This is a genomic window from Pseudomonas sp. BYT-1 (assembly GCF_023611805.1).
Lineage (GTDB): Bacteria > Pseudomonadota > Gammaproteobacteria > Pseudomonadales > Pseudomonadaceae > Aquipseudomonas > Aquipseudomonas guariconensis.
On sequence record NZ_CP072559.1, the window covers coordinates 3,092,660 to 3,113,962 of the forward strand.

General features: G+C 64.0%; 19 protein-coding genes and 2 riboswitches. Of the genes, 11 read left to right on the top strand and 8 right to left on the bottom strand.

Features of this window, described 5'->3' with window-relative positions; genetic code table 11:
* The first annotated feature begins 29 nt into the window (after positions 1-29).
* Positions 30-530, top strand: coding sequence for a cyclic pyranopterin monophosphate synthase MoaC (gene moaC, locus J5X93_RS14435; protein WP_090346583.1), 501 nt, complete (start codon positions 30-32; stop codon positions 528-530).
* Positions 527-778 (top strand): MoaD/ThiS family protein, encoded by a 252-nt coding sequence (locus tag J5X93_RS14440; RefSeq protein ID WP_043212402.1) that lies wholly within the window; start codon positions 527-529, stop codon positions 776-778. The genes moaC and J5X93_RS14440 overlap by 4 nt, the downstream gene beginning before the upstream one ends.
* Positions 779-835: 57 nt before the next feature.
* Here J5X93_RS14440 and J5X93_RS14445 read toward each other — a convergent pair whose 3' ends face one another.
* From J5X93_RS14445 to J5X93_RS14455, 3 genes are all read right to left on the bottom strand, one after another.
* A complete protein-coding gene (locus tag J5X93_RS14445) occupies positions 836-2,062 on the bottom strand; it encodes an NADH:flavin oxidoreductase/NADH oxidase family protein (RefSeq protein ID WP_043212400.1) in 1,227 nt (408 codons plus the stop codon).
* A gap of 83 nt (positions 2,063-2,145) precedes the next feature.
* Positions 2,146-2,580, bottom strand: coding sequence for a MerR family transcriptional regulator (locus J5X93_RS14450; RefSeq protein ID WP_090346580.1), 435 nt, complete (start codon positions 2,578-2,580; stop codon positions 2,146-2,148).
* 156 nt (positions 2,581-2,736) lie between these two features.
* A complete protein-coding gene (locus J5X93_RS14455; protein WP_090346577.1) occupies positions 2,737-3,210 on the bottom strand; it encodes a cysteine hydrolase family protein in 474 nt (157 codons plus the stop codon).
* Positions 3,211-3,550: 340 nt separating this feature from the next.
* On the opposite strand from J5X93_RS14455, the gene mrdA reads away from it, so the two are divergent.
* A complete protein-coding gene (mrdA, locus tag J5X93_RS14460) occupies positions 3,551-5,443 on the top strand; it encodes a penicillin-binding protein 2 (RefSeq protein ID WP_250033591.1) in 1,893 nt (630 codons plus the stop codon).
* Between the two features lie 3 nt (positions 5,444-5,446).
* Here the strand turns inward: mrdA and J5X93_RS14465 are convergent, their stop codons facing one another.
* Positions 5,447-6,772, bottom strand: coding sequence for a sigma-54 dependent transcriptional regulator (locus tag J5X93_RS14465; protein ID WP_043212396.1), 1,326 nt, complete (start codon positions 6,770-6,772; stop codon positions 5,447-5,449).
* A 333-nt stretch (positions 6,773-7,105) separates the two neighbouring features.
* Between J5X93_RS14465 and J5X93_RS14470 the strand changes: the two genes are divergently transcribed.
* On the top strand, positions 7,106-7,372 hold the full coding sequence (locus J5X93_RS14470; protein ID WP_043212394.1) for a hypothetical protein: 267 nt from the start codon (positions 7,106-7,108) through the stop codon (positions 7,370-7,372).
* Positions 7,373-7,486: 114 nt separating this feature from the next.
* Here J5X93_RS14470 and J5X93_RS14475 read toward each other — a convergent pair whose 3' ends face one another.
* From J5X93_RS14475 to cobW, 4 genes are all read right to left on the bottom strand, one after another.
* Positions 7,487-8,077: a vWA domain-containing protein gene (locus J5X93_RS14475; RefSeq protein ID WP_043212413.1), complete on the bottom strand. Its 591-nt coding sequence runs from the start codon at positions 8,075-8,077 to the stop codon at positions 7,487-7,489.
* Positions 8,078-8,154: 77 nt separating this feature from the next.
* Positions 8,155-9,171 (bottom strand): magnesium chelatase ATPase subunit I, encoded by a 1,017-nt coding sequence (locus J5X93_RS14480; protein ID WP_182943133.1) that lies wholly within the window; start codon positions 9,169-9,171, stop codon positions 8,155-8,157.
* Between the two features lies 1 nt (position 9,172).
* Entirely contained in the window at positions 9,173-12,934 is a 3,762-nt protein-coding gene (gene cobN / locus J5X93_RS14485) for a cobaltochelatase subunit CobN (protein ID WP_182943131.1), read from the bottom strand.
* 3 nt (positions 12,935-12,937) lie between these two features.
* Complete coding sequence (cobW, locus tag J5X93_RS14490) at positions 12,938-14,005, bottom strand: cobalamin biosynthesis protein CobW (RefSeq protein ID WP_090346566.1); 1,068 nt, start codon at positions 14,003-14,005, stop codon at positions 12,938-12,940.
* A 100-nt stretch (positions 14,006-14,105) separates the two neighbouring features.
* A riboswitch (cobalamin riboswitch) is annotated at positions 14,106-14,303 on the bottom strand.
* Positions 14,304-14,503: 200 nt separating this feature from the next.
* Positions 14,504-14,700: riboswitch (cobalamin riboswitch) on the top strand.
* A 93-nt stretch (positions 14,701-14,793) separates the two neighbouring features.
* Between cobW and J5X93_RS14495 the strand changes: the two genes are divergently transcribed.
* The 7 genes from J5X93_RS14495 to J5X93_RS14525 all read left to right on the top strand — a co-directional run bounded on the left by J5X93_RS14495 (position 14,794) and on the right by J5X93_RS14525 (position 21,295).
* Complete coding sequence (locus tag J5X93_RS14495) at positions 14,794-14,979, top strand: CbtB domain-containing protein (protein ID WP_043212388.1); 186 nt, start codon at positions 14,794-14,796, stop codon at positions 14,977-14,979.
* 10 nt (positions 14,980-14,989) lie between these two features.
* Positions 14,990-15,673: a CbtA family protein gene (locus tag J5X93_RS14500; protein ID WP_090346563.1), complete on the top strand. Its 684-nt coding sequence runs from the start codon at positions 14,990-14,992 to the stop codon at positions 15,671-15,673.
* On the top strand, positions 15,673-16,080 hold the full coding sequence (locus tag J5X93_RS14505) for a cobalamin biosynthesis protein (protein WP_102081896.1): 408 nt from the start codon (positions 15,673-15,675) through the stop codon (positions 16,078-16,080). Before J5X93_RS14500 ends, J5X93_RS14505 begins: the two co-directional genes overlap by 1 nt.
* A gap of 40 nt (positions 16,081-16,120) precedes the next feature.
* Positions 16,121-16,873 (top strand): precorrin-4 C(11)-methyltransferase, encoded by a 753-nt coding sequence (gene cobM / locus J5X93_RS14510; RefSeq protein WP_182943129.1) that lies wholly within the window; start codon positions 16,121-16,123, stop codon positions 16,871-16,873.
* A 28-nt stretch (positions 16,874-16,901) separates the two neighbouring features.
* Positions 16,902-17,144, top strand: coding sequence for a DUF1272 domain-containing protein (locus J5X93_RS14515; protein ID WP_080642116.1), 243 nt, complete (start codon positions 16,902-16,904; stop codon positions 17,142-17,144).
* A 223-nt stretch (positions 17,145-17,367) separates the two neighbouring features.
* Positions 17,368-17,982 (top strand): response regulator transcription factor, encoded by a 615-nt coding sequence (locus J5X93_RS14520; protein WP_043212380.1) that lies wholly within the window; start codon positions 17,368-17,370, stop codon positions 17,980-17,982.
* A gap of 13 nt (positions 17,983-17,995) precedes the next feature.
* Positions 17,996-21,295 carry a transporter substrate-binding domain-containing protein gene (locus J5X93_RS14525; RefSeq protein ID WP_182943127.1) on the top strand — a complete coding sequence of 1,100 codons (3,300 nt, stop codon included), beginning with the start codon at positions 17,996-17,998 and terminating at the stop codon, positions 21,293-21,295.
* Positions 21,296-21,303: the final 8 nt, after the last annotated feature.

Consider the following 21,303-nt stretch of genomic DNA (forward strand, 5'->3'; position numbering starts at 1 on the left):
CCGGCATGTCAGCATGCCCCGGAGCCCCAATGCCCCCCACCGTCGACTCGCCTTCCTTGACCCACCTGGACACGCGCGGCAACGCCCAGATGGTCGATGTCACCGACAAATCCGAAACGCACCGCCAGGCCACCGCCGAAGCCTGGGTGCGGATGAAGCCTGAAACCCTCAACCTGATCGTCACCGCAGGTCACCCCAAGGGCGATGTCTTCGCGGTGTCGCGCATCGCCGGCATCATGGCCGCCAAGCGTACCCACGAGCTGATCCCGCTGTGCCATCCGTTGCTGTTGACGGCGGTCAGCGTGGAGATCAAGGCGGTCAACCCGGACTCGGTGCGCATCATCGCCACCTGCAGCCTCAAGGGCGTCACCGGTGTGGAAATGGAGGCCTTGACCGCAGCGAGTGTCGCGGCGCTGACCCTTTATGACATGTGTAAGGCCGTCGATCGCAGCATGCAGATCGACTGGGTGCGCCTGCTCAGGAAATCCGGCGGACGTTCCGGTACCTATCGTCTGGAGGCGCTGCCGTGATCCGGCTTCAGTACTTCGCACGCTTTAGGGAGCAGTTGGGCATTGACAGCGAATCGCTGCCTTGGACACCCGCGCTGGCCAGCCTGCGCGATCTGCGGGACCGGCTGGCCGAGCGCGGTGAACCCTGGACCACGACGCTGGGGCATTCAGGCCTGATGTGTGCGCGCAACGAGGCGCTCTGTGACCTGGATGAGCCGTTGCACGATGGCGACGACGTGGCGTTCTTCCCGCCGGTCACCGGGGGTTAGTGCGGGGACGCCCACGCCGCCATGCAGCCGGCGCTTAAATGACCCGGCTGCCCACACTCACCGGCTCGCCATCCTGCGCCGGTACTGGCGAGCGCGCAGGGCATTGGCCAGTTGCTGCACGAGCAACGCCCAACCCGGCGCCACCGCAGGATCAGTCGCCTTGCCCCGGGCAAGCTTGTTCAACTGATACTTGACCACCGCCATGTTGGCCAACGAGGCAAGCGCTTTGTTCTTCCAGGTGATCGCCGGCAGTTGCGGGGCGCTGAGCTGCCCCGCCTGCCAATCACGCGGCAAGGCAGGGTCGATCGCCAGCGCCGTGCCGATGCCGACCATGTCGACGCCACTGTCGATCACCTGTTCTGCAACCGGCAGCCGGCGGATACCGCCGGTCACCATGACCGGCATCCTCGCCACTTCGCGAATCTCGCGGGCGAATTCCAAAAAGTAGGCCTCCCGCGCCAATGTGCGGCCATCCCGCGCCTGGCCTTGCATGGCTGGGGCTTCATAGCTACCGCCGGAAAGCTCGACAAGATCGATGCCCAGTGGGTTGAGCAAGCCCACGACCTCTTTGGCATCGTCGGCACTGAAGCCGCCGCGCTGGAAGTCAGCCGAATTGAGCTTTACCGCGACGGCAAAGCCTGGCGACACCGCAGCCCGCACAGCCTTGACGATCTCCAGCAACAGGCGCGCGCGGTTCTCGAGGGCGCCGCCCCATTGGTCGGTACGCTGGTTGGTCAACGGCGAAAGGAACTGGCTGAGCAGGTAGCCATGGGCTGCGTGAATCTGCACGCCGGTAAAGCCCGCCTGCTCTGCCAACTGCGCGCTTCGGGCAAAACGCCGGATGATGTCCTCGATGACCTGCGTCGTCATGGCCTGGGGCTTGCTGAAATGCCGGGACATCGTGCCCAGTTCCAGCGCCACGGCCGAAGGCGCCCAGGTCGCCTGACCAAGGTTGGCCGGCATCTGGCGGCCGGGGTGGTTGATCTGCAGCCAGAACTGCGCCCCCTGCGCCTGCCCGATGCGCGCCCACTGCCGGAACCGCTCCAGGTGCAGTTCATCTTCCAGAACGACACCACCGGGGCCCGTCATGGCGCGGGAGTCGACCATCACATTGCCGCTGATGAGCAGGCCTGCGCCACCCTCCGCCCACGCCTGGTACAGGCGCATCAATCGAGCAGATGGCGCGTGGTCGGCATCGGCCATGTTTTCTTCCATGGCCGCCTTGGCGATCCGGTTTGCGAGGGTGGAGCCGTTAGGCAGTACGAGGGGGGTGAAGGCGTTCATAGCGGCACCTCATTGGACGGTGCCAGCGACGATATCCTTAAAGCCAACTTTAAGGTCAATACCCAGATGGAGGACGAAGTCGATTAGCGCTCGATGTCAGACTTGTTGACGGCCATGTCCTCACGCAACTGGATGAGTACGCGCTGTGTGTTGTCCGCGCATGCCATGCCTTCGGGCTTGCTCTGGACGCCATCGATCACCAGCAGCAGTTGCGCCTTGTTGCGCGCCAACTGTTGTTGCAGCGCCTCGATTTCCTCGACCTTGCGCTTGAGCCCGTCGAGCAGTTCATCATGGCGCCAGCCGTTGGCGTTGACGGGCATCAGATGGCGGATCTGCTCCAAGGTGAAACCCGCTGCCTGGGCGCTGGTGATCATCTCCAGCACCCAGACGGCGTCAGCGTCGTAGTCACGGTAACCGTTGGCCTTGCGCTCGACGGCTTGGATCAACCCACTCGCCTCATAGAAACGAATGCGCGATGGCGCCAGGCCGGTGATCTTCGCCAACTCGCCAATTTTCATGAAGCACCTTGTGATGGATGGACCTTGAAGCTCACTTTAATCCTCAGGCGGACGATGGGCCAAGCGGATCTTGGTGTCTGAAATGTGTCCGCACGAAGGTAAATGAACAATCCTTTCAACGCAGTGAGGGCCCGCGTGGATACCTTCGAGCAGCGCCTAGAGACCTGCAATGACCTCAGCTGCGGTAGTCACTTGGCCGAAGTGGTGCTTCCACAGGTCGATGCCCAGTTGGCCAGACCGGTCCAGGGTCGAGCCTACGGTCAAGTCGGTGATCAGCGTCGGGCTCAGCCCTGCATCGAACAGCGCGAAGCCCGCAGCCAGCACGCAGGTTTCTGTCTGCAAGCCGCAGACCAGGACCCGGTCGACGCCCAGGCGCTTGAGGTATTCGATCGTTGCGGGCGTTTGCCCATAGCCATGCTTGATGAAGACTTCATCGGCCTCGATCAGGCTCTCGTCTTCGGCCGCCGGGTGCCAGCCGAGCTGACGGTGAAACGGCGTGACCTGCTCGTCATGCAGCTCGATGGACGCGACAGTGGGAATCTTCGCTGACAAATGTCGGATGCGATCGATGAGCCATTCCGGCGGGTTGAACGTGGACTGGACGTCGACAATGAGCAGAACCTGCTCCATGGGCATTTCCTAGCGCGATGTGAAAAGCGCCGAGTATATCGTCCGAACGCGTTCAGGCGCTTCCGTGCAGCCCATCGCAAACTTTGTCGCCCACCCTACAGCCCTGGTTTACCGGCACGGGCAACGACCTCTCAAGTCGCCGCTGTGAGGGGCCACACGCGTTCGCAGGGGCCGCCTCTGGTCATGTGAACGAATCTTCATGTTTCGCGCAGGCGCCTGCCACCGGGCAGATCAGCGGTTTCGCTGCGGCTCGCTGCCAGAGGGTGTCTTGAGCCTCCTTCCCCCGTTGCGTAGCATCGCCCGCCCTCGCGCAGCCCTCTCCCGATCACCAGAGTTTCCGATGCCCCAACCGATTCCCTTGAAGGACCACGAAAAGGAAAAACACCTGGTCAATCGCAGGCTGCTGGCCTGTGCGACGCTGGTGATGAGCCTGGTGGTGGTGCTGGTGGGCCGGCTGTATGTGTTGCAGGTGCTGCAACACGACCAGCAAACCGCAGTGTCGGAAAACAACCGCGTGCACGTGCTGCCCATCCCGCCGGAGCGCGGGTTGATCTACGACCGCAACGGCGTGGTGCTGGCTGACAACAAACCCAGCTTCAACCTGACCATGACTCGCGAGCGCGCAGGCGACAGCGCCCAGGTGCTCGATACCCTGGCTCAGGTGCTGGGCCTGGGCGAGGACGAGCGCAAGCAATTCGACAAGGACCTGCGCCGGGGCCGCAAACCGTTCGAGCCGGTGACGCTGATGTTCGGCCTGTCCGAAGAGCAGATCGCGCTGATCGCGGTCAATCAGTTCCGCCTGCCGGGCCTGGACGTGCAGGCGCAGTTCATCCGTGAGTACCCGTTGGGCGAGCACTTCGCCCACTCGGTGGGTTATGTCGGGCGTATCAACGAAAAAGAAGCCAAGACCCTCGACAACACCGAGTATCGCGGCACCCAGTCAATCGGCAAGACCGGCATTGAGCGCTTCTACGAAGACCAGCTCCATGGCCACGTGGGCTATGAAGAAGTCGAGACCAACGCCCAGGGCCGGGTCATGCGGGTGCTGCGCCACCAGGATCCGATACCGGGCAAGGACTTGGTCCTGACCTTGGACGCCCATCTGCAGCAAGCGGCCGAAAAAGCGCTCGGCGAGCGTCGTGGCGCAGTGGTGGCGCTGGACCCGGCCACGGGCGATGTGCTGGCGATGGTGAGCAATCCGGCGTTCGACCCCAACCTGTTCGTCAAGGGCATCAGCTTCAAGCAGTACGCCGCCTTGCGCGACTCGATCGATCGACCACTGTTCAACCGTGTGCTGCGCGGTCTGTATGCGCCAGGCTCGACGGTCAAGCCGGAAGTGGCCATCGCCGGCCTGGACAGTGGCGTGATCACCCCCGCCAGCCGCGTCTTCGACCCGGGTTACTACACGCTGCCCAACTACGACCACAAGTACCGCAACTGGAACCGCAGCGGCGATGGCTGGGTGGACATGTACAGCGCGATCATGCGGTCCAACGACACCTACTTTTACGACCTGGCACACAAGCTGGGCATCGAGCGCCTGCATGACTACATGGCCGAGTTCGGGCTGGGCCAAAAGGTCTCCCTGGACATGTTCGAGGAGGCACCGGGCCTGATGCCCTCCCCGGCCTGGAAGCGCGCCACCCGCCGCCAGGCCTGGTTCCCTGGCGAGACCTTGATCCTCGGGATCGGCCAGGGCTACATGCAGGTCACCCCACTGCAACTGGCACAGGCCACCAGCCTGCTGGCCAGCAAAGGCGTGTGGCATCGTCCGCACCTGGCGCTGAGTGTAGGAGGCCAGGCGCCCGTGGACCCGCACCCGATGCCGGACATCGTGCTGCACGATAAGCACGCCTGGGACCAAGTCAACACCGGCATGCAGATGGTCATGCACGACCCACGGGGCATCGCCCGCGCTGCGGCAGCCGGGGCCCAGTACCGCATCGCGGGCAAGAGCGGCACCGCGCAGGTGGTGGCGATCCGTCAGGGCGAGCGCTACAACCGCGACAAGACCCTCGAACGTCACCGGGACAATGCCCTGTTCGTCGGTTTCGCACCGGCCGAGCACCCCAGTATCGTGGTGGCGGTGATGATCGAGAACGGCGAAGCCGGTGGCCGGGTGGCCGGGCCTGTGGTGCGCGAAGTCATGGATGCCTGGCTGCTCGACGACCAGGGCCATTTAAAGGTGCAGTACGCTGGCGGCACGGGCCAGCCCGCGGTGCCCCACGCCTGAGCGTCAGCGAATCTGATGCTTGTGCAGCAAGCGGTAGAACGTAGGCCTGGAAATCCCCAGCACCTTGGCCGCGACACTGAGGTTGTCGCTGTGCCGATCGAGCACATCCGAAAGCGCCTGGCGCTCGGCCCGGTGCTTGTAGTCTTCCAAAGTGCCCAGTAACTGCTCGTCCTGCTCGATCATCTGCAGCCCCAGGTCCTGTGCCTCGATCTGTCGGCCCTCGGCCAGCACCAAGCCGCGACGTACCCGGTTGGCCAGCTCCCGCACATTGCCCGGCCAGTCGTGCCGGCCCATGGCCGCCAGGGCGCGGTCGCTGAACGAGCGAGGCCGGCGTCCGGTCTCCAGGCTGTAGAAATGCGCGAAATGGCTGGCCAGCATCGACAAGTCGCCGTGGCGGTCACGCAGCGGCGCGGTGATCACCTGCAGGACATTGAGCCGGTAATAGAGGTCCTCGCGAAAGCGCCCCTGCACGATGGCCTTTTCCAAGTCAACGTGGGTAGCCGCCAGAACGCGCACATCCACCGGGATCGGTTGGTCGCCGCCGACCCGCTCGATGTGTTTTTCCTGTAGAAAGCGCAACAGGTTGGCCTGCAGCTCCAAAGGCAGGTCGCCAATTTCGTCGAGGAACAATGTCCCGCCATTGGCGGCCTCGATACGCCCCACCTTGCGCTGATGGGCGCCGGTGAACGCGCCCTTTTCATGGCCGAACAGTTCGGACTGGATCAAGTGCTCGGGGATCGCGCCGCAGTTGATGGCGACGAACGGTTTGTCGCTGCGCTGGGATTGCCGGTGCAGGGTACGCGCCACCAATTCCTTGCCGGTGCCGCTTTCGCCGCGGATCAGCACCGGCGACTCGGTCGGTGCCAGCTTGCCCAGTAACTTGCGCAGTTCGCGGATCGGCCGGCTTTCACCCAACAGTTCATGGGTCGGTTCATCCACCCGGACGGTGCCCTTGCCGCGCAAACGGGCCATGCCGAAGGCGCGCCCGAGCGTGACCTGCACACGCGACACGTCGAACGGCAAGGTGTGGAAATCGAAGAACCACTCACAAACGAAGTCACCGACGTTCTGCATGCGAAGTTGCTCGGGGCTGAGCACGGCGATCCATTCGGTATTGCTGCGGGCGATCAGGTCCTTGACGGCATCGGGATGACGCAAATGCGTGGCCTGCAAGCGCAACAAGCCGACATCGCACGGATGCTCAAGCGCCGAGGTCAGCGAACAGCTATGCACAGCCCAGCCGACGCTGCGCAAGCCCGGTAGTAGACGGTGGCAATCGTCGCAGGGGTCGACGATCAGCAGACGGCGTTGGGTGGTCGGTTCGAGCATGACTGTTCCTTGACGCCAATAGTTGGTTTTTCATGTAGAAACAGTAAGTTGCAACGTCCGAATTAACAGTAGCAATGAACCTGAGTTGGCCCAGTACCGTTTGTCCGCCAATTGCATTCGGCGATGGGGCGCTCGGGAATCTTTCAAAGTTTCCAGCGTCACAGCCGGCACAGGTTGCAGACATACTTTTGCCGACTTGAAAAAAAATTCGCCGCCCGTGTGACTTCACCCCTGACTTGGAGCATCAGTACGAATAACCCCGCGCTGCGCCTCCTTGAATATGAAGCAACGCGGACATCTTTTCGCTGTTTGGGACCATAGAGAGACCGAACCATGAACGCCCCGCTCCGTGTCAACGAAGCACTGCTGATCGCCGACCACGCCTTCGAACCTTTCCAGTGCGTAGCCTGGGATGCACCCAACGGTACTGGTGAGCTGAGCCTGGCAGTGATCGACCGGACCAACACGCGTATCGGCAGCAAGCAAGTCTCCTCGCGTATCTATTCCGACCCTGCGCAATGGGCCAGCTTGATCGAGGAGGTGCGTGCCGAACTTTGCGAAAAAGGTTACGACCTGCAACCCTGGTCGATGCCGAAATAATATCGGCGCCCTGCAAGTGCGTGCCAGGCCACGCACTTGTGCAACTTTCTTTTTGCCCTTCCGGCAACTTTTGTCATTGCGACATATCGTCGCAACTTCGACTTTCAACGTTAATCAATTCAACTCCCTGAACTGCTGGATATGCCGATATTCGGCCTGCAGTTGTTCGGCCAGTTGCCGCGCACGCCCCAGGCGCACCGCCGCCAGCTCAATGTCCACCAGCACCGTCGCGCATGGCATGGGTTGCAGTGCATTCCAGCGTTGCAGGCGACCATCGGTCAGCACCAAGCAACGCTGTGTTTCCTGCGGGTAACGCTTGGCCCGTGCCCGCAACCAGTGCTGCGCCTCTTCAAGGGCAGCGATCAACGGCGTACCGCCCCCCGCCCCGAGCGCTTGCAACCAGGGTCGCAGGGCGGCCGATGCCTTGAGGCCATGGCGCTGCCAACGCGGCGCGCCGCCACTGGCGGTGAGCAGGGCTAGGCGGGCGCGTTGGCGATAGGCCTGATCGAACAGCTCGACCAGCAGCCCCTTGGCGTGTGCCAGCGCCTGCTGGCGCCGGGTCGAAGCCGAGGCGTCAACGATCACCAGCCATAATTCCGGCGCCTGGGCCTGGCGCTGCTGCCAACACAGGTCATGGCGATGCCGTGGTCGCCCTTTGAGCAATGTCGCAAGCCACGCCACACGCGTAGCACCACCGATCCGCACGCGACCACGGGGCGTGCCGCTCAGGGTGCCCGGCTGGGGCTTGGCATCCGCCGCCTGGGCGGCGGGCTTGCGGATGCTCAGGGCTTTTTTGCCCAGTTCGGCACCTCGCGCCGTGCCCCGGTGGCGACCGTTTGTGGGGGCAACGCGCCCCAATCCCCCTGCCCACCTTGGGCGTCGGAATGAGCTTGGGTCTGAGGCGGTGGTGAGGTGGAGGATGCGCTGGTCGGGGGCGTCTCTCGGCGTCGATGGCGCAGGGCGAATTCCGCCACAGCCTGCACATCGGCTTCCTCTATCGCATCGCCGCCGCGCCAGGCGGCATGGGCACGGGCGGCCCGCAACCAGACCAGGTCGGCGCGCATGCCATCGACCCCAGCGCTGAAACAGCCCTCTGTGATCCAGGCCAAGGCGCGATCGTCCAGCGGGATGCTGTCCAGGCGCTGACGTGCGGCCTGGCAGCGTTCGCGCAGGTCTGCCTGAGCCTGCGCCCATTGGGCGCAGAACGCCTGCGGATCACTGTCGAAGGCCAGTCGCCGACGAATGATCTGCTGCCGCGCCTGCGGCGGCGGAAGACCTTCGAGCAGCACATTGAGGCCGAAACGGTCGAGCAATTGCGGGCGCAGCTCGCCCTCTTCCGGATTCATGGTGCCGATCAGGACGAATCGAGCATCGTGGCGATGGGAAATACCGTCGCGCTCGATGCGGTTGGTGCCACTGGCGGCCACATCCAGCAGCAGGTCCACCAGCGGATCGGGCAGCAGGTTGACCTCATCCACGTAAAGCACGCCCCCATGGGCTTGGGCCAGTACGCCGGGCGAAAACTGCGCCTTGCCCTGCCCCAGCGCGGCATCCAAGTCGAGGGTACCGACCAGGCGCTCCTCGGTGGCGCCTAGGGGCAGGGTCACGAAGGGTGGTGTCTGCCCAGGCGTACCCAACAGGTCCGCCAGCCCGCGCGCCAAGGTGCTTTTGGCCATGCCACGCGGGCCTTCGATCAACACACCGCCGATTTTGGGGTCGATGGCGGTCAGGCACAGGGCCAGCTTGAGGTCGTCGGCGCCGACTACGGCCGCCAGGGGGAATTGCACGGGTTCGCTCATTTCAAGCCTGTTCCTCGCCATCGAGCAATTGCTCTTCAAGGGCTTCCCGGTAGGCCCCTGGCGACGCCCAGAGGCCGCGTTGCTGGGCTTCCAGCAAGCGTTCGGTCAGGTCGCGCAGGGCTTCGGGGTTGTGCTGTTGCAGGAAGTCTCGGGTCGCAGGGTCGAGCACATAGGCATCGGCCAGCGACTGGTAGTGGTGATCGTCGATCAGGTGCGTGGTGGCGTCGAAGGCGAACAGGTTGTCGACCGTCGCCGCCAGCTCGAAGGCACCTTTATAGCCATGGCGCTTGGCCCCCTCGATCCACTTGGGGTTCAGAGCGCGGGCGCGGATCACCCGGTTCAGTTCTTCCTTGAGGGTGCGGATGCGTGGCCGGTCGGTCTGGCTGTGATCGCCGTGATAACTGGCCCGGGCGGTGCCGGCCAGGGTCTCGGCCGCTGCCAGCATGCCACCTTGGAATTGATAGTAGTCGTTGGAATCGAGCAGGTCATGCTCGTGATTGTCCTGATTTTGCAGCACCGCCTGGACCTGGCCCAAACGCCGGGCGAACGCGGCGCGGGCCGGTGTGCCTTCGTCGCTGCCGCCATAGGCGTAGCCGCCATGGTTGAGGTAGACCTCGGCCAGGTCGCCGCGTGTCTGCCATAAACGTCCATCGATTGCATTCTGCACCCCGGCCCCGTAGCTGCCGGGCTTGGCGCCGAAGACACGCCAGCCGGCCTGGCGCGCCGCCTGCTCGGCGTCCACGCCATCGGCCAGCAAGGCCTCGCGTTCGGCTCGCACCCGCGCAGCCAGGGGGTTGAGGTCGTCAGGCTCGTCCAGCGCCGCCACGGCCTGCACCGCCGCATCGAACAGCCGAATGAGGTTGCCGAAGGCGTCGCGGAAGAAGCCTGAGACGCGCAAGGTGACGTCCACCCGCGGGCGATCGAGCAGGCTCAGCGGCAGGATCTCGAAATCGTCGACTCGCTGACTGCCGGTGGCCCACACCGGCCGCACACCCATCAGCGCCATGGCCTGGGCGATGTCATCACCACCAGTGCGCATGGTCGCCGTGCCCCAGACCGACAGCCCCAGCTGACGCAGGTGGTCGCCATGGTCTTGCAAGTGACGCTCAAGGATCAGGTTCGCCGAGGCGAACCCCAAGCGCCAGGCCGTGGTGGTGGGCAGGTTGCGCACATCCACCGTATAGAAATTACGCCCGGTGGGCAGCACGTCCAGACGCCCCCGGCTGGGCGCTCCGCTGGGCCCGGCCGGGACGAAACGCCCGGCCAGTGCGGCCAGCAGGCCGTCGGTTTCGGCCGCGCCGCAGGCGTCCAGGCTCGGGGCGATGGTGTCGACCAGCGCCTGCAGGACCGTGGCAACCGGATGCCAGGCGGCATCTTCAGGCAATGCCAGGCGGCCTGCCAGCGCACGCTCGATCAAGTCCAGCGCAAGGTGTTCCAGGCGCTCGCGGGTATCGCCCTGGTTGCGCCATGGCGCGGTATCGAGCGCCTGCAGCACCGCTGGGCGCGGCCCCTGCCAAGGCTGGCCGAATTCGCAATCCAGCGGGTCGAAGCCCAACGCCAGGGCTTTGGCCAGCGCACGGATCAGGCTGGCATTGGCACCTTTGCCGTCACCGCGCTCCACGCGCAACAACGCCAGCAACGTATCGCTGCGCAGGCGCCCTTCAGGAGATTGGCCGAACACATGCAGGCCGTCGCGGATCTGCGATTCCTTGAGGTCGCACAGGTAGGTGTCCAGGCGCGGCAACCAGATGGCCGCGTCTTCGAGCTGGCCTTCAAGCTGCAATTCCCGGTCGATGTGGTTGGCCTTGACCAGTTCGAGAATGTCGCGCTGCAGCTCGCGTGCCCGGCGCGGGTCGAGCAGCTGCGCTTCGTAATACTCGTCGGCCAGGCGCTCCAGGTGACGCAGCGGGCCGTAGGTCTCGGCGCGCGTCAATGGCGGCATCAGGTGGTCGATGATCACCGCCTGCGTGCGCCGTTTGGCCTGGGCGCCCTCGCCCGGGTCGTTGACGATGAAGGGGTAGATGTTGGGGAGCGGCCCGAGCAGCGCATCTGGCCAGCATTGCGCAGACAGCCCGACACCTTTGCCCGGCAGCCACTCGAGGTTGCCGTGCTTGCCCACGTGGACCACCGCATCGGCGGCAAAGCCGTTGCGCAGCCAGAAGTGGAACGCCAGGTACCCATGAGGCGGCACCAGGTCCGGGTCGTGATACACCGCGCTGGGGTCCAGCTGGTAGCCCCGGGCCGGCTGGATGCCGACGAAGGTCAGGCCATAGCGCAGGCCGGCGATCATCATCCGACCGCTGCGGAACATAGGATCCTGTTCAGGCGCCCCCCATCGCTCCAGTACCGCACGCTGGTTGGCCTCGGGCAGCGCGGCGAAAGCCTGCTGATAGTCAGCAAGGCTCAGACTTTGGGCACAGGGGCGCTGGTCCAGATGGTCCAGGTCATTGGTCACCCCACCCAACAGCTGATGGATCAACGCGGTACCGCTGTCAGGCAGGCCCTGCACTGGGTACCCCTGCCCTTGCAGCGCCCGGAGAATGTTCAGCGCTGCGCCGGGTGTGTCCAGGCCCACGCCGTTGCCGATGCGCCCGTCGCGGGTCGGATAGTTGGCCAGCACCAACGCCACGCGTTTCTGGGCGTTGGGCAGCCGCGCCAGCTCCACCCAGCGACGCGCCAGCTCGGCGACGAAATCCATGCGTTCGGCGTGAGCGCGATAGCAGACCACGTCGGACTGGCTGCGCTCGCTGCGCCAGGCCAGGTCTTTGAAGCTGACGGGGCGCGTGATGATGCGACCGTCCAGCTCCGGCAAGACAATGTGCATGGCAAGATCCCGCGCGCCCAGGCCCTGCTCATTGGATTCCCACACCGGCTGGTTGTCCTGGGCGCAGATCGCCTGCAACACCGGGATGTCTCTGCGCAGCGGGCGCAGGTTGGGTTGCTCCGGACTGGACAAGGCAAAACCTGTGGTGTTGAGCACCACCTCGGCCTGGACTTCATCCAGCCAGGTCTCGACCTGGTCCAGGCAGGCCGCATCCTTGAGGCTGGCCACGGCGATAGGCAGCGGATTGAGCCCTGCTGCCTGCAAGCGCTGGCAGAAAGTATCGATGAACGCTGTGTTGGCCGCTTGCAGGTGCGAGCGATAGAACAAGATGGGGGCCACAGGCCAGTCGGGCTGCCATTCGCAGTACCAGTCCTGCAACACGGCGCTGGGCTTGGCGGGGTGGTACACCGTGGTACGCGGCAAGGGTTGCGGCTCCTCCCAGGCGTAATCGCGCCCAAGCCACAGGCTGGCCAAGCAATTGAACAGATTCGCGGCATTGGCCTTGCCGCCCTGGCGCAGGTAATGCCAAAGGCGCTCGGCCTGATCGCCGGTCACGGTGCCCAACTGGGTCAACTCCGGGTCCGGGCGGTCGTCGCCGGGCACCAGGATCAACTGCACGCCCCGTGTGCTCAGCTCGACCAGTTGCTCGACACCATAGCGCCAGTACCCGACGCCACCATGCAAGGACAACAGGATCACCTTGGCATGGCGCAGCACCTGATCGATGTACAGGTCGACCGAGGCGTGATTCTGCACCTGCATGGGGTTGGCCAGTCGCAGGCTGGGGAAATCCTCCGGCAACTGCTCGGCGGTTTCGGCGAGCAGCGCCAGGTGCGAATCACCGCTGCAGAGGATCACCAGTTCGGCGGGGGTCTGGCCGAGATCGGCAATGCTGTCGTCCGGCACGAAGCCGCCGGGCTGGGTCCGCAGCAGGTGCATGGGTCAGGCGCCCAAGGCCTGGCGCAGGCGCGCTTCGAGCGCGGCAGCGTCCAGCGCCTGGCCGATCAGCACCAGGCGGGTGATACGCGGCTCGTCGGCGCGCCAGGCGCGGTCGAAGTGCTTGTCGAAACGGGTGCCCACCCCCTGGATCAGCAGGCGCATCGGCTTGCCGGGGATGGCAGCGAAGCCCTTGGCGCGCAAGATGCCGAATTCGACCACCAGTTGAGTCAGGGCATCGAGCAGCAGGCTTTCGTCCGCTTCTGGCAGGTCGATGGAAATGGAGTCGAAGGCATCGTGGTCGTGATCGTCATGATCATCGCCCTCGTGGTGTGCGTCATGGTGGGTACGGCGACCATCGATGTGCGCCTCGGCCTCGGCGCCTACGCCCAGCAGCACCTCCAACGGCAGGCGGCCGCTGCTGGCCTCGATCACCTTGACCGCCGGCGGCAGTTCTTCGCTGACTTCGGCACGCACCTTGGCCAGGCCTTGGGGATCGATCAGATCAGCCTTGTTCAGCACCACCAGGTCGGCGCTGGCCAGTTGGTCGGCAAACAGTTCGTGCAGAGGCGACTCATGATCAAGGTTGGGGTCGAGCTTGCGTTGAGCGTCCACTTGATCCGGGTACGCCGCGAAGGTCCCTGCGGCCACGGCCGGGCTGTCGACCACGGTGATGACCGCATCGACGGTGCAAGCATTGCGGATTTCTGGCCACTGGAAGGCCTGCACCAACGGCTTGGGCAGGGCCAGGCCGCTGGTTTCGATGAGGATGTGGTCCAGGTCGCCGCGGCGGGCCACCAACTCGCGCATCACCGGGAAGAACTCTTCCTGCACGGTGCAGCACAGGCAACCGTTGGCCAGTTCGTAGACCCGGCCGCTGGCTTCTTCCTCGGTGCAGCCAATGCTGCACTGCTTGAGAATTTCGCCATCGATGCCCAGTTCACCGAATTCGTTGACGATCACCGCGATACGGCGCCCCTGGGCGTTGTCCAGCATGTGACGCAGCAAAGTGGTTTTGCCCGAGCCGAGAAAGCCAGTGACGATGGTGACGGGGAGCTTGGCCAGTGTTTTCATGTCGCGATGCCCTTGGCAGGATGGCGCGGGCATGCAGGACGAGTGCCGCGAGCCTTGCTGGCCGGGCCTGTTCGCCACCGGATCACCCCGCCCGGTTGAAAGTCGAAATCGTCTCGAGGCAGGTCTCCTGGCTTGCACCTTACCGGCCGTGCCGGTGGAACGACGCCTTCCCGCGCCTGGGCGCAGTGGCTGTGTCGATCCGGGTTGGTGCCTACAGTTGCGGGGGCAGCCGCGGCTTGAACCGCGTTCCCGTCTTAGCTCCGGCCAATGCCGGAGAACCTCGAATCGGCAAGGCTACGCAGTGGCCGGCAGGCGGTCAACCATGGCGCGTCAGTGTTTGCGGACAGGCCCTTTGGAACAGTCGCCCTGGCCTGCGGGTGCGGGTTCTCCCACGAGGAACTCCTAGGTGTATTCCAAGCTCGACCTTTCACCACCTGGCCCGCTGAGGGCGCGGCCACCGCAACCTTGCAGATTGACGCCATGGCGCCCCCATGCTTTGCTTGCACCTTGCGTTCAGGTGCCCCCCAAGGGGTGAAACGGGAAATCGGTAACCAAGCCGATGCTGCCCCCGCAACGGTAAGCGAGCGAAGCATCTTGACCACTGTGCCGCGTCGTATGGCATGGGAAGGTGATGCTTTCCAGGAGCCCTGCTCCTCCTTGCAAGCCCGGAGACCGGCCTGGCGTTAATAGAACACCCCGCGGTGGGCGGGCGCTGTCACCTCTTCTGGGTCAATCGTGCCCGGAACGACGCGCGTGTCCGCCGCCTATAAACAGCAGAGGAACGCACCATGCCGATCACCAGCACCAAACACAGCATCGCCACTCCCGTCAGCCTCAGCCAACGTGTCGTCATTGCCGTCGGTGCCAGCCTGCTGGGCCTGTGCCTGGTCTATTTCGCAGGTTTCTCGCACATCGAGGCGGTGCACAATGCCGCCCACGATACCCGCCACAGCGCCGCCTTCCCTTGCCATTGAGTACACCTGCATGATCAAGCGTATCGCCCGTACCGCAGGTTTCAGCGGGCTGCTCGCCGCTCTATTGCTGACCGTGCTGCAAAGTCTGTGGGTCAGCCCGTTGATTCTCCAGGCAGAAACTTTCGAGAGCGCTGTCCCCGAGCAACATGAGCACGACAGCCCCGTCGCAGCGCATTCCCATGACCCAGCGGCCTGGGCACCGGAGGATGGCTGGCAGCGTTTGCTCGCCACCACCGGCGGCAACCTCGTGGTGGCGGTCGGTTTCGCGCTGATCCTCGCCGCGCTGTACAGCCTGCGCGAGCCAAACCGAGTGATGACCGGCGCACTGTGGGGGCTGGCAGGTTTTGCTGTGTTCTGCCTGGCACCCACACTGGGGTTGCCACCGGAGCTGCCAGGCACAGCCGCCGCCGACCTGGGGCAACGCCAGAGCTGGTGGATCGGCACTGCAGCCGCCACGGCCGCGGGTCTTGCGCTGGTGGTGTTTACCCACCATTGGCTGCTCAAGGTGCTGGGCGTCGCTTTGCTGGTGGTGCCACACGTGATCGGCGCACCACAACCACCGGTGCATGAAAGTCTGGCACCGCAAGCACTGGTGGCCCAATTCAAGCTCGCCTCCTGGCTGACTAACGCCGCGTTCTGGCTCGCCCTTGGCCTGCTCAGCGCTTGGCTTTATCGCCGAGCCAACCAGGCCTGATGCGCAACGCCTCGTCCGAGCCGGTATTCTATGCCGGCTTCGGCTGCCGCAAGGGCTGCCCGGTCGAAACCCTGGAGCAGTTGCTGCGCACGACCCTGGTCACACACCGCCTGTGCGCCGATCATCTGGTTGGCCTTGCCAGTATCGATCTCAAATTCGATGAACCTGGGTTGCAGGCCCTAGCCGAACGGCTGGGCATCCCCCTGGTGGTGTTCCCGGCCACCGAGCTACAGCCCTTCGAACCGCAGCTCAGCCATCGCTCACCCGTTGCCTACGCCTACAGCGGCTGCTGGGGCGTCGCTGAAAGCGCAGCCCTGGCACTGGCCGCACGATCGCTCGGCACCTCGCGCTTGCTGGTGACACGCCAGGTGCTGGGCCAGGCTACTCTTGCCCTGGCCCGTGGCTGATAATCGCGTCCACATTACTGCCTATCTGCAAGGATTTCCCATGACGGTCTATTTCATCGGTGCCGGGCCCGGCGATCCGGAGCTGATCACGGTCAAGGGGCAACGTCTGATCCGCCAATGCCCGGTCATCATCTATGCCGGCTCCCTGGTTCCGCCAGCTGTATTGGAGGGAAACAGCGCCGAGACGGTGATCAACAGCGCCGAACTGAACCTGGAGCAGATCATCGAAGCCCTGCGCCGCGCCCACGAAAATGGCCAGGATGTGGCCCGTGTTCACAGCGGCGACCCCAGTCTGTATGGCGCCATCGGCGAGCAGATACGTCATCTGCGCGAACTGGGCATCGACTATCAGATCATTCCGGGTGTTACCGCCACCGCCGCCAGCGCCGCCCTGCTCGGCTGCGAGCTGACCTTGCCGGAGCTCGCCCAGACGGTGATTCTCACCCGCTATGGCGACAGCTCGCCCATGCCAGCTGGCGAACAGTTGGCCGACCTGGCCCGCCACCGCAGCACCTTGGCGATCCACCTGGGCGTGAAACACCTCGAGCGTATCGTCACCGAACTGTTGCCACACTACGGGCCGGACTGCCCGGTCGCCGTCATTCATCGCGCCACCTGGCCGGACCAGGACTGGGTACGCGGCACCCTGCAGGACATCGTCGCACTCACAGCGGCCAAGGATTTTCGGCGAACCGCGCTGATCCTGGTGGGCCATGTGCTGGGCGATGCACCTTTCGCTGAATCGGCCCTGTACCGGGCCGGGCATGCCCACCTCTATCGCCCCGCCGGTTGAGCGGCGTTATCTGACAGGAACCCACTCCATGCTTGAATTACGCCCCAACTGCGAATGCTGCGACCGTGACCTGCCGGGCGACAGCGCGGATGCGTTGATTTGCTCGTTCGAATGCACCTTTTGTCGTGCATGCAATGAACGTCAGTTCCAGGGGCGCTGCCCGAACTGTGGCGGCCAGTTACTGCCTCGCCCGGCAAGGGTCGGGACGGCATTGAGCCGCAATCCGGCCTCGCACCTGCGCGTGCTCAAGCCGCACCCGGGCTGCTCCTGAACTATTCTGTGCGTGGCCCGTCCTTGGCGCCTGGGCGGGCTTTACCATGGAGGTTTATTTTGTAGGCCTTTTCAACAATAATCTTCGCTTTTTCAACAAACCTACGCATCCCATTACCAATTGAGAGGAATCTACGTAATCTTGCGCGCTGCCGCGCAGGCTCCCTTTCACGTATTCCTGCGGGACTTCAGGAAACGGACCAAATTCCTACAGGAGTTATCCAATGACAACCGTTTTAATGGTTGACGACCATCCAACCGTTCGACTGGCTGTGCGCATGCTGCTCGAACGTGAACGTTTTCAGGTCATCGGTGAAGCCGGTGACGGCATCGACGCCGTGCAGCAGGCTCGCCAATTACGTCCTGACGTGGTTATCCTCGACATCGGCCTACCTGGCCTCGATGGCATGGAGGTCATCAAACGTCTGCAACTGTTGGAGCCGGCACCGAAGATCATGGTGCTCACCGGTCAACCCGCCGACCTGTATGTCCGTCGTTGCCTGGATGCCGGTATCGCCGCCTTCGTCAACAAGGACGAAGACCTCGATGCCCTGGTGTTCGCCCTCAAGGCGTTGGTCAAGGGCTACTCCACCTTTCCGCAGATGTCGGTCAACAGCAGCTCGCTCGAAAGCGAGTGCAGTCGTCTCGAAAGCCTCTCCAACCGCGAAATGGAAGTGCTACGCCGGCTTACCCGCGGCGAGAACAACAAGTTCATCGGTGAATGCATGAACCTCAGTGCCAAAACCATCAGCACCTACCGTGGACGCATCATGGATAAACTCAAGACCGAGTCTCTGGTCGAAATGGTCGACCTGGCCAAACGCAATAACGTCAGTTGAACATCCCTCCGTCATGAGAGGCGCGGTGTTCACCATCCTGCTGGGCGCGCTCCTGGCCATCAGCGCTGTGGCGCATGCCGACAGCGAAGCCCGGCACCTGCTCGCCCGCTCACTGAGCGCCTCGCCCCCGTTGTCGCTCCAACAAGATGACCGGCACTGGCTCGAACGCCGCAAAGCCCTGGTGCTGGGCAGCTCGCGCCCTGACTACCCGCCGTTCGAGATCAACACCAGCCCCGCCGACTTTGAAGGTCTCAGTGCCGACTATGCGGGTCTGATCGGCGAACAGCTCGGCATCCCGGTCGAGGTTCGCCGCTTCCCCACCCGCCAGGCAGCCATCGAAGCACTGCACGCCGGCAGCATCGACTTGCTCGGCAGCTCCAACGCCTTCGAGGCCGCCGATGCGCAGTTGGTTCTCAGCCAGCCCTATGCCGACGACCTGCCGGTCGTCGTCAGCAAGCAGGATCGTATGCTCGGCCGTCATGGCAAAGCGTTGCCAGGGCTACGCCTGGCCATGGTCGATCATTACTTGCCCGAAAAGCTGGTGCGCAAGCAGTATCCCGACGTCCAAGTGACCCTGTACCGCTCGACACTGGCCGGATTGTCGGCCGTGGCGATGGGGGCGGCGGACGCTTATCTGGGTGATGCGATCAGTACCGACTACGCGATCGGCAAGAGCTTCCAAGGTTTGGTGAAAATCGATCATTTCAGCCCCTTGCCCGCCGACGTCTTCGCCTTTGCCCTGGCCCGCGATAATCCACGTTTGCAACGCCTGGTCAACGAGGCCCTGGCCAGGATCAGCGACAGCGAGCGCCTGAACATCCTGCGGCGCTGGAGCAGCGGCAATACCAGTTTGCTGATGAAAAATCCGGTCGGTGCCCTCACGCCTGAGGAGCGTGACTGGATAGCGCACAACCCAAAGGTGCGGGTGTTGGTCAATCCCTCCCTGGCGCCTCTGACCTTCAACGATGCTCAACAGCACCCGACCGGAATCACCATCGACCTGCTCAAGCGCATCCGTCTGCAGACCGGTCTGCGCTTCGAGATCGTCGAAGTCGATTCGATCCAGGACATGGTCGACCAAGTGGCCGAGGGGCAGGCGCAGATAATCGGCGCCCTGGGCTACGGCGCCGAACGTGCGACGCGCCTTCGCTTTACTCGCCCTTATGTGGTCAGCCCCCGGGTTTTGATCACCCGCAGCGAAGCCCCCTGGATCGGCACACCGATGACGCTCGATGGGCGACGTGTCGCGTTGTTGCGTGGCTCCCCTCAGCGTGAGGCGTTGCAACGGCGGTATCCTGGCGTCCGTCTGGTCGAGGTCGAAACCCACCTTGAGTTGATGGAAGCCGTCGCCAGCGGCAAGGCCGACGTGGCCTTGAGCAGCCAGATCAATGCCAGCTACTACATCAGCCATGTGTTCAACAATGGTTTGCGTATCGCCGGCCTGCAAAGCCACGATCCGGCCAGCGCCGCTTTTGCGATCGCACCGGATCTACCGGTGCTGCAGTCGATTCTGGACAAAGCCCTGCTTAACATCCCGCCTGAGGAGCTGGACCAGTTGGTCAACCGATGGCACACCAACACGCTGGTCAGCGACAGCCCCTGGCGCAACTACCGCACCCTGGCGCTGCAAGTGCTGGTGCTGGCCGCCGTGCTGTTGGCCGGCGTGGTGTTCTGGAACACGTACCTGCGCAAGCTCATCAACCAGCGCACCGAGGCCCAACGCGCCCTGCAGGCGCAACTGGCGCTCAGCCGCGGTCTGCTGGAGCAGTTGCGTCAAGCCAAGGATGACGCTGAACAGGCCAGCCAAGCCAAAAGTACCTTCCTGGCGATCATGAGCCATGAAATCCGCACACCGATGAACGCGGTGATCGGCCTGCTGGAGCTCGCCCTGGAGGACAGCCGCCGAGGCCACAGCGACCCGCAGACTTTGCATACCGCCCATGACTCGGCCATTGGCCTGCTCGAGCTGATCGGCGACATCCTCGACATTTCCCGCATCGAATCCGGCCACATGTCCCTGCAACCGGTACCGATCGACCTGGTGGAACTGGTGCGCGCGACCCTTCGCGTGTTCGACGGCAATGCCCGGATCAAGGGCTTGTATCTGAACGGGGATCTGCCGCAGGCGCCAGTCTGGGTGCTCGCCGACCCTGTGCGCCTCAAGCAGGTCCTGTCCAACTTGATCAGCAACGCCCTCAAGTTCACCGACCAGGGTGGCGTGCAAGTGACCCTGAAACTCACCTCTCCCAGCGCCACCGGCGATATCCGGGTTTCGTTGTGCGTACAGGACAGCGGCATCGGTATCAGCCCAAGCGACCAGGCCCGACTCTTCAGCACCTTCGCCCAGGTAAACGGCCCCCAGGCCGGAAAAGGCGCCGGCCTCGGTCTGGTGATCAGCCGAACCCTGGCCGAGTTGATGGGCGGGTCGCTCGAACTGCAGAGCGTCGAGGGCATGGGCACCAAGGTGAGCGTGGACCTGACCCTGCCGGCCACCTCGGTGCCAGCACAGGACGAACAGACCGAGCCGGCTCAGGACATGAGCAGCGGCCCACTGGATATCCTGGTAGTCGATGACTACCCCGCCAACCTGCTGCTGCTGGACAAGCAACTGACCACCCTGGGACACAAGGTGACCCAGGCCGAGAATGGCGAAGCGGCGCTGGCCCTTTGGCGAGCAGGTCAGTTCAATGTGGTGATCACCGATTGCAGCATGCCGGTGATGGATGGCCACGAGCTCACTCGGCGTATCCGTGCCCTGGAGCATGAGCGCGGCCAGCCAGCCTGCCTGATACTCGGCGTTACGGCCAACGCCCAAGCCGAGGAAAAAGCGCGCTGCCTGGCCAATGGCATGGATGAATGCCTGTTCAAACCGATCGGTCTCAAAGCCCTGAAAGCCCACCTTCCCAGCGCGCCGCTGGCAGAGCAGGTGCCGGCCCCCGCACCCGCACCGGAGCCTGCCACGACGGCCAGTGGCTTCAACCTCAGTGAGCTGCGTCACCTGACCCAGGATGACGACCAGTTGATTCGACGCCTTCTCGAACAATTGGCACACAGCGCCGGCGAAGACCTCGCAGCCCTGCGCGCCCTTGGCGAAGCGCCTGAAAGTGACGCGGTGCATGCCTTGGCACACCGCATCAAGGGAGGCGCGAAAATGCTGAAAGTCCGGGGCGTGGTGCGCGATTGCGAAGCGGTCGAACAGGCCGTCGCCCAGAAGCAGCCGACCAAGGCCTTGCTCGAACGGCTGGAAAGTAGCCTGGAGGCACTGCAACGCGAACTGCGCGAAGGCCTCGCGGCACTCAGCGCCCCCAACTGAGCCCTGCC